The following is a 7,936-nucleotide window of genomic DNA, read 5'->3' on the forward strand; positions in this document are numbered from 1 at the left end:
ATGCATCAGCGGCAAAGCCGTTTTGAGTTGTTCATCTATTATGCTGTCGCATTTCTGCTGCTTTGGGAGTGGCTTCGTCCGCTTCAAGATTTTACAGAGACGAGTCATACGTCTTATTTCATCATTTTTATAGGGCTTACGTGTTTGTTTACGTTCTTTCGATTGAAGTGGTATGTGACGTTTCCTATTTGTGCTGGATTGATCTTGCTCGCATTATATTTGATTTTTTATCAATCAGAGCCAAGTTATCTGCCTGCGCTGTTTGCTGATATTCAAGATAATATTTCTTTGATGAGCATGGGCATGTGGAGTGACATGTATCCGTCTTTCCGCACATTGTTGTTTTATATTTTGCTTTGGCTACTTGTTTATTTACTTCATTATTGGGTTGTGTATCAGCAGCGTATCTTCTTCTTTTTACTGATGACGATTGTATATGTCACGATTCTTGATACATTTACGCCTTATGATGCGACTTTTGCGATCGTTCGAATTATGGTATTTGGCTTTTGTTTGCTTGGCCTGCTCTATTTCGACCGGCTTCGTTCGGCTGAAGGTGTGCGGGTGTCACAGAAAGCGCGTCTCAATTGGTTCTTACCCATGCTGGCGCTTGTTCTTGTATCAGCATCACTCGGTGCTTCTTTGCCAAAATCTGATCCAAAATGGCCTGACCCTGTCCCGTTTTTTAAAGCGGTCACGAATCAAGATGGTTCCACCGGGCAGAATAAGGTGGGATATAGTGCGGATGATTCGTCGCTTGGGGGACCGTTTAGTGAGGACCGTACACCGGTATTTAAATGGAGCGGAAAAGAGCCGTCTTATTTTCGTGTAGAAACAAAAAGTATTTACACGGGGAAAGGCTGGGAGGATGCTTCAAATGATACGAAACCTACTCGGTTAAAAGGGAATGAAGTGCCGAACCGGTGGTTTACCAATCGCGTGAAAACAGAGGAGCATGAAACGAGAGTCGATATGGAATCAAATTATCGATTTAATCATGCTGTTTATCCGATTGGTACGGTTATGCTGACGCCAATGGAAAACATTCCACTGCAAATGATGGGCAAAACGGAGAAAATTGTCCCGTCTACTCAAAACCCGCCCAAAAATTTAGGGAACTATCGAGTCAGCTTCTTATCACCTACATTTATCCTAGAGGACTTACAGCGAATCAAAGTGCCAACCAAGAAGCAAGTGAATCAGCAGGTCGGACGTGAATACTTGCAGCTCCCATCCTCGCTGCCAGAGCGTGTGAAAACATTGGCGAACAGCTTAACGGAAACGAAGGATAATATGTATGATAAAGCAAAAGCGATCGAGGATTATTTAGGATCTGCGAAGTTTTCATATGAAACCCAAAATGTCGCTGTGCCTGGGCGTAACGAAGACTATGTGGATCAGTTCTTATTTGACACAATGATTGGCTATTGTGATAACTTTTCAACCTCGATGATTGTCATGCTTCGCTCGATTGGAATTCCGGCGAGATGGGTGAAAGGGTACACGTCAGGTCAATTATATGAAACACAGATGGATGGAAACAATGTGTATGAAGTGACCAATAACAATGCCCATTCATGGGTAGAGGTGTATTTTCCAAACCGTGGTTGGGTGACTTTTGAACCGACAAAAGGGTTCACGAACCCAGAGACATTTACGAATGAAACCACGGCTAACAACGACCAAGCAGATGATCAAGAGGATGAAGATGAAAAAGATCAGCCCGCATCTGATCAACAAGAAAACGAGCAGACACAGCAGCCGCAGCAACAAGAACCAGAACAGGCGGCAAAACAAGAGGAACAAGCTGCTAAAGCAAAGCCAAGTATGGTTCATGTTGGTTCAATCTTGGGTTACGCAGCAGGTGTGCTTGTCCTTCTTGGCTTCATAGGCTGGATGCTTTACCGGTTCAGAGCAAGGTGGCTGCCAATCTTTATTGTGAGAAAGGTAAAACGTCTGCCAGATGAGGAAGCTTTTTTCTACGCGTATGCTGCTCTATTAAAACAGCTAAGGCGCAGAGGGATCGAGAAAAAGCCAGGCATGACGCTAAGAGAATTTGCTTCTTTGATCGATGACAAGGAAGGGAATCATCACATGTCTGAACTAACGCAGTTCTATGAGCGGGCGCTCTACAGGCGAGAAGATGCGTCGGCGCTTTGGCGGCAGTCGGTGAAGTTATGGGAAAATTTAATAAACAGGAGATAGTCTTGACCACGTACCTTCCTGTTGTTAGAATAGGTGAATATTAAAACCTTCTAAAATACATGAAATTGAAGCGTTCGGATGTGAGTCTGGGCGCTTCAAAAGCGTGATTTACACTGAGAGAGGTTTTCTCCTCTCATTTTTTCTGTGCGTTTATAAAAACTATATTGGACATAGAGGTGACACCATGACAAATTTAGTAAATGAAATGATTTTGGTTCTCGATTTCGGTAGTCAGTACAATCAGCTGATCACTCGCCGTATTCGTGAATTTGGTGTGTACAGTGAGCTTCATCCGCACACTTTAACTGCTGAAGAAATTAAAGAAATGGCCCCTAAAGGAATCATCCTTTCTGGTGGACCAAACAGTGTTTATGATGAAGGATCTTTCCGCTGTGATGAAAAGATTTTTGATCTAGGCATTCCGGTTCTAGGCATTTGCTACGGCATGCAGCTGATGACTCACTATTTAGGTGGGAAAGTAGAAGCGGCTAGCCAGCGTGAATATGGAAAAGCAGACATCCATATTAACGGAACACCAGCTTTATTCAAAGACCTTCCAACTGATCAAGTCGTTTGGATGAGCCATGGTGACCTCGTTGTTGAAGTACCAGATGGCTTTACAGTCGATGCAACAAGTGCACATTGTCCAAACTCAGCGATGAGCTTAGCTGAGAAGAATTTCTATGGCGTTCAGTTCCACCCAGAGGTACGTCACTCTGAGTACGGAAATGATCTATTGAAGAACTTTGTCTTCGGCGTATGTGACTGCGATGGCAAATGGTCAATGGAGAACTTCATTGAAATCGAAATGCAGAAAATCCGTCAAACAGTAGGCGACAAGCAAGTATTGTGCGCACTAAGCGGCGGTGTGGATTCATCTGTTGTAGCGGTATTGATTCACAAAGCCATCGGCGATCAGCTGACATGTATTTTCGTTGACCACGGCCTTCTTCGCAAAGGCGAAGCAGAAGGGGTTATGAAAACATTTAGCGAAGGTTTCAACATGAACGTGATTAAAGTAGATGCGAAAGATCGCTTCTTAAACAAGCTAAAAGGTGTGTCTGATCCTGAGCAAAAACGTAAAATCATCGGTAACGAATTCATCTATGTATTCGATGACGAGGCGGACAAGCTAAAAGGAATCGACTACTTAGCACAAGGAACGCTTTACACTGACATCATTGAGAGTGGAACAGCAACGGCACAAACAATCAAATCTCACCACAACGTTGGCGGTCTTCCAGAAGACATGCAGTTTGAATTGATTGAGCCACTCAATACACTATTCAAGGATGAAGTTCGTGCTCTAGGATCAGAGCTAGGTATTCCAGACGACATCGTATGGAGACAGCCATTCCCAGGTCCAGGACTAGGAATCCGTGTACTAGGTGAAATTTCTGAAGAAAAACTAGAAATCGTCCGTGAATCGGATGCGATTCTACGCGAAGAAATTGCCAACTTCGGCCTTGAGCGCGACATCTGGCAATACTTCACGGTTCTCCCAGACATCCGCAGCGTAGGTGTCATGGGTGACGCAAGAACATACGACTACACAATCGGTATCCGTGCTGTTACGTCTATTGACGGTATGACGAGTGACTGGGCAAGAATCCCTTGGGATGTGCTTGAAAAGATCTCAACTCGTATCGTGAATGAAGTGAAGCATATTAACCGTGTGGTGTATGATATTACGAGTAAGCCGCCTGCTACGATTGAGTGGGAATAAGACATATAAATAAGTTGGTTTGTAAAAGCCTATTTATTGACTTTTTATATACTGATAAAGGTTGAAAACAACCTTAAAATAAATAGTTCCCCACCAAAAAACCCCCCAAGAAATTCTTGGGAGGTTTTTTTATTGTTAAGGAAATAATATTCGTGAATTGTAAATCACACTATGAACTAAACTTAAATTCATTTTTAACTACAAAACGACCTTTAGTCGCTATACCTTTTTCTTCATAAGCTTTAAACAGTTCCTCTATTTCTTGTTCATGGTAAGTATAGTTACTTTTATTAGAGAGATTGGCAATTAAATTCATATCTGCAAATACCTTGGAAAGACGAGTCTGTGCTATTTCTCTAAACTTATCGTTTTTTTCATTATTAATTTTATCTGTTCTAAAAGTAAAAGTTTTTGTTAACACTTTTTTCTCTGCAGAAGCTTCAAAAAATGACCTTATCTCAATTCCTTTTTCTTCATAAGCTTCAAACATTTCATTTACTTCTTCAATGGTGTAATCATAATATCGCTTATTGGCTAAATTCTCTATTAATGACATTGTTGAAAATACTCTTGAAAGACGATTTTCTGCTATTCTTCTAAATTTATCATGTCTACTTTCCACTTCTAGCCCCCCCTATCCTATATATTCTAACATTCACTAAGGTTGTTATACAAATAATTATTGTGTACACGTGTGTATAAGATATATTTAATTTTTTTGAATTGATTTAATAACATTAAAATGTTATAGTATCAACTAACACTATATATGTTTTGTACACATGTGTTTTGTTATTTAATTAATGAAAATGGGGTGAGAGGGTGAATTCGGAGTTTGAAGATGTATTGGAGAAGCTTCTAAAGGGAGAGTATTCAGCAAGAACGATTCGCAAGATCCATGGTCAAGAAAGGAAGATTAGAGGAATAAAAAACATTCCTCATTATGACCTTGAAGAGACTGCAAGAAAAAAGTTAGAGGAGATATTCAACGCAGGTAAAGTCTACGGTAAGTATGCAAGAGAGACCTTATGTGCTTTACAGTACTGTTCAAATCATCATCATTATTTAACAGATTCCTTATTGATAGACGATATTGTTGATCATAAGAGAATTGTTTTTAACAACTATCTCATCGAGTATAGGTAATCAAAAAAGGGGGTAGCTAACTAGTTACTCTCTATTAACTAGGGAAATAAGGAGATTTTAATGAAAAATAAAATTAAAGTGATAAATAAATTCATCTTTGAAGTAGCTATAATTCTTCTACCTTTTGCGATTGTTTATTTGGTTTTGGGGAATTGGCTGTCAGGTGTTACGGATTTTGGTAGAACTTATGTGTTTTCATCTGATGTAGCTAATCTTCGTGAAGTTTATGGGACAGGAGTAAAGTATGGCTGGATAGAGTTTGATACCTTTGGTCAAGGTTTTGAAAATTACAGTTTTGATGTTTCCCATGTATTTTGGGGCGGATTAATATCTGCAATTCTTCTAGTTTTAATTGGCAAGCTAATTCATGTGGGCTTTGTAAAATTATTAGTGAATCGAGTAAATATAAAAAATAGAACTTGAAAGGGCGTTAGTGATCCGTGAAGCTAGAGGCACTAAAGAATATCCTTAGTAGAAGGCAGAGTGAATGGCATCATGTTGTTTTTCCGCGCAGGAAAATGAATTTATTAAAATATCTCCTTGGAGTATTCATATTTGTGCTGACAGCTTTTTGTGGAATGGTGTCTAATGCTATTCCTCCACTAATAATTAATATTCCTGTTGTGTATCGCTCAATCAGTTTTAATGGTTTCGTTAATCTAATCATCATCATTTTTTGGGCGGTATCCATTTATAAAAGTATAAGGTTCTATTTTAAATTTGTTAAGAATCCTAAATCATGGATTGCAAACAATTTAGCTTATATGATTGATACTTTGAAATTATATGACGAAGACCACTTTGAATCTATTAAAAACGATAAAGTTGTTAGGGAAAAGCGTATTGTCAGAGTAATTCGCATTCAATATAGGGAAACAAGTAAGCATGTAGTCGTAAGGATTTTACGTGACGGTGATAGGTTTACCAAAGAAGCCACTAAACTTGGAGAGAATTTAGAAGCTGCTTTAGGCTTGGAGCTAGACTCTACCAATAAGACAGTGGATTATGCTGAATATGTATTTTTAAAGCATAAAGATGAACGTATAGATTTAAATTCTACTGTAACTAACGTAAATGATTCAGATGTAATCAAAATAACTGGCAACATATCTTATGAGCTTCATAAGGTTCCCCATTCTCTCATTGTAGGAGGTACTGGATCGGGCAAGTCATTCTTTATATTAGGTAAGATTGTTAATTATTTGAAGTTAACTCCGCAAGCTGATTTACGAATTATAGACCCTAAAAAAGCCGATTTGAGTCTGTTTAGATTTGTTACTGGATTTGAAAATAAAGTTGCAACAGATGCTAACCAAATATGTCGAATTCTTAGGGAAACTGTCGAATTGATGGATCGAAGATATACGGATTATTTTAATGATATATCAGCTTTCGGAAAAACGTATCGAGACTTCAATTTGCCTGTCGTTATTGTGATATTTGATGAATTTTCAGCTTTTATGCATACAGTGGATAAGAAAATTGCTAAAGAAGCATTAGATTATGTATTTACTCTAGTAATGAAAGGTAGACAAGCAGGAGTAATGATCGAGATCCTTATGCAACGTCCATCGGCAGATGATCTACCTACAAATATAAGGGCACAAATGGGGTTTAAAGCTGGGTTAGGTGCTATGGATTCCATTGGCTATAATATGATATTTGATACGAAAAACGTTGAATATAAGACTGTCACAGAAAAAGGTGGAGGTTACATACAACTAGATGGCAAACACACTTCTCCAGTTTATTTTGAAACGCCGTATATAGACAAAGATTTTGATTTTATAGCAGAAATAGAAAAACTAATGATTCATAGAGCAAATTAAGTGTTTAATGCTATTCTTGTCAAACAGCTACAGCCAACATTGACCGTCAATTTTTGTGAAGGTTTGAGGCGGTGGCAGAGCCAACCGAACGGAGTGGTCGAAAACGTTCAGAAAAAGTGATGGCCAGTTGAGCGATTTTTGCTCAACATGAATCGAAAAAAGGGTCGCACCAGTTGGGTAACACTGGTGAATCTCCCTCAACGAAAATGCTCGAAACCCTTGGTGCTCGTAGGTTAGAGGGCTATGTGAAATCCCGAGAGTTGGGGATTTAAAAAATGATAAAGAGGTGTCTAAAAATGGGAAAACTAATATTAAAATCGTCTAAATTACATTCGTTAAATGACTCGGAAAATGTGGATTTAGCTGATTTCCACTTTGATATTAAACAATTTAAGATTCCTACAGCCATGCTGATTCAGAAAGATGGCTTTACTACTCGAATTGAGAAAGAAAAAAATCTAAATGGAGAGTTAGTTGAAACTGGAAAGTATTCTGTCACATTTAAAGTATATGATCGTCCATTTATCGAACTCGTCTTACAAAATGGCGGTACTGAAATTGGCTCCCCTATTACTGTAATAGTTGAAAAACAGGATAGCCTACCTATTTTAGATGATTATGAAGATGGTGAGTTCATTCCAATTTCCTTTTTGGGACTAAAAGTAAAGCCTAAAAAGGTTCAAAAGAAAGCATTTGTTGGGCAAGGTAAACCAATGATTGATACATGGCAGTATTCAGAGCTTAAAGTTGAAGCTGATAGTTATATCATTGGTGAAGCACATGAGCCTAAATCGAAGTAATCAGTGTCTTATTGATTACTTTCGTTGTTCAATTCCGAATAGTGAATTTTCAATCGTTGCTAATGAAATTTTAGGAATCCCTATCTCTGAATTTTCTTCAGAGATTAAGGGGTCGCCTTATCCAACATACGATAGGTGCATTAGCTTTGCGAATATAAAACTCCACTCTTCAGGAAATCATGGAAGCATTCTTGTAGATATGTCAGGACAAGCTTGTCGACAGTATGAGG

The 7,936-nt window shown here is 38.7% G+C and carries 7 protein-coding genes and 1 pseudogene; 7 read left to right on the forward strand and 1 reads right to left on the reverse strand.

Going from position 1 to position 7,936, the window contains the following annotated elements:
- Together LCD34_RS13470 and guaA are read left to right on the forward strand one after the other, a co-directional pair.
- A complete protein-coding gene (locus LCD34_RS13470; protein ID WP_224559311.1) occupies positions 1-2,205 on the forward strand; it encodes a DUF3488 and DUF4129 domain-containing transglutaminase family protein in 2,205 nt (734 codons plus the stop codon).
- Positions 2,206-2,389: 184 nt separating this feature from the next.
- Positions 2,390-3,931, forward strand: a complete 1,542-nt coding sequence (guaA, locus tag LCD34_RS13475; RefSeq protein ID WP_046526940.1) for a glutamine-hydrolyzing GMP synthase — start codon at positions 2,390-2,392, stop codon at positions 3,929-3,931.
- 169 nt (positions 3,932-4,100) lie between these two features.
- Here the strand turns inward: guaA and LCD34_RS13480 are convergent, their stop codons facing one another.
- On the reverse strand, positions 4,101-4,553 hold the full coding sequence (locus LCD34_RS13480; protein WP_116307536.1) for a hypothetical protein: 453 nt from the start codon (positions 4,551-4,553) through the stop codon (positions 4,101-4,103).
- Positions 4,554-4,753: 200 nt separating this feature from the next.
- Between LCD34_RS13480 and LCD34_RS13485 the strand changes: the two genes are divergently transcribed.
- The 5 genes and pseudogenes from LCD34_RS13485 to LCD34_RS13505 all read left to right on the forward strand — a co-directional run.
- Positions 4,754-5,077 carry a hypothetical protein gene (locus LCD34_RS13485; protein WP_116307538.1) on the forward strand — a complete coding sequence of 108 codons (324 nt, stop codon included), beginning with the start codon at positions 4,754-4,756 and terminating at the stop codon, positions 5,075-5,077.
- Between the two features lie 60 nt (positions 5,078-5,137).
- Positions 5,138-5,500, forward strand: a complete 363-nt coding sequence (locus LCD34_RS13490) for a hypothetical protein (RefSeq protein WP_116307540.1) — start codon at positions 5,138-5,140, stop codon at positions 5,498-5,500.
- A 17-nt stretch (positions 5,501-5,517) separates the two neighbouring features.
- Positions 5,518-6,906: an FtsK/SpoIIIE domain-containing protein gene (locus LCD34_RS13495; RefSeq protein ID WP_223255671.1), complete on the forward strand. Its 1,389-nt coding sequence runs from the start codon at positions 5,518-5,520 to the stop codon at positions 6,904-6,906.
- 296 nt (positions 6,907-7,202) lie between these two features.
- Positions 7,203-7,706 (forward strand): peptidase, encoded by a 504-nt coding sequence (locus LCD34_RS13500; RefSeq protein WP_116307542.1) that lies wholly within the window; start codon positions 7,203-7,205, stop codon positions 7,704-7,706.
- Positions 7,687-7,936, forward strand: a pseudogene (locus tag LCD34_RS13505) (replication initiation factor domain-containing protein); the annotation flags it as partial. The gene LCD34_RS13500 and the pseudogene LCD34_RS13505, both read left to right, overlap by 20 nt.

This window comes from Bacillus sp. RAR_M1_44, assembly GCF_020165935.1.
Taxonomy (GTDB): Bacteria; Bacillota; Bacilli; order Bacillales; family Bacillaceae; genus Bacillus; species Bacillus altitudinis.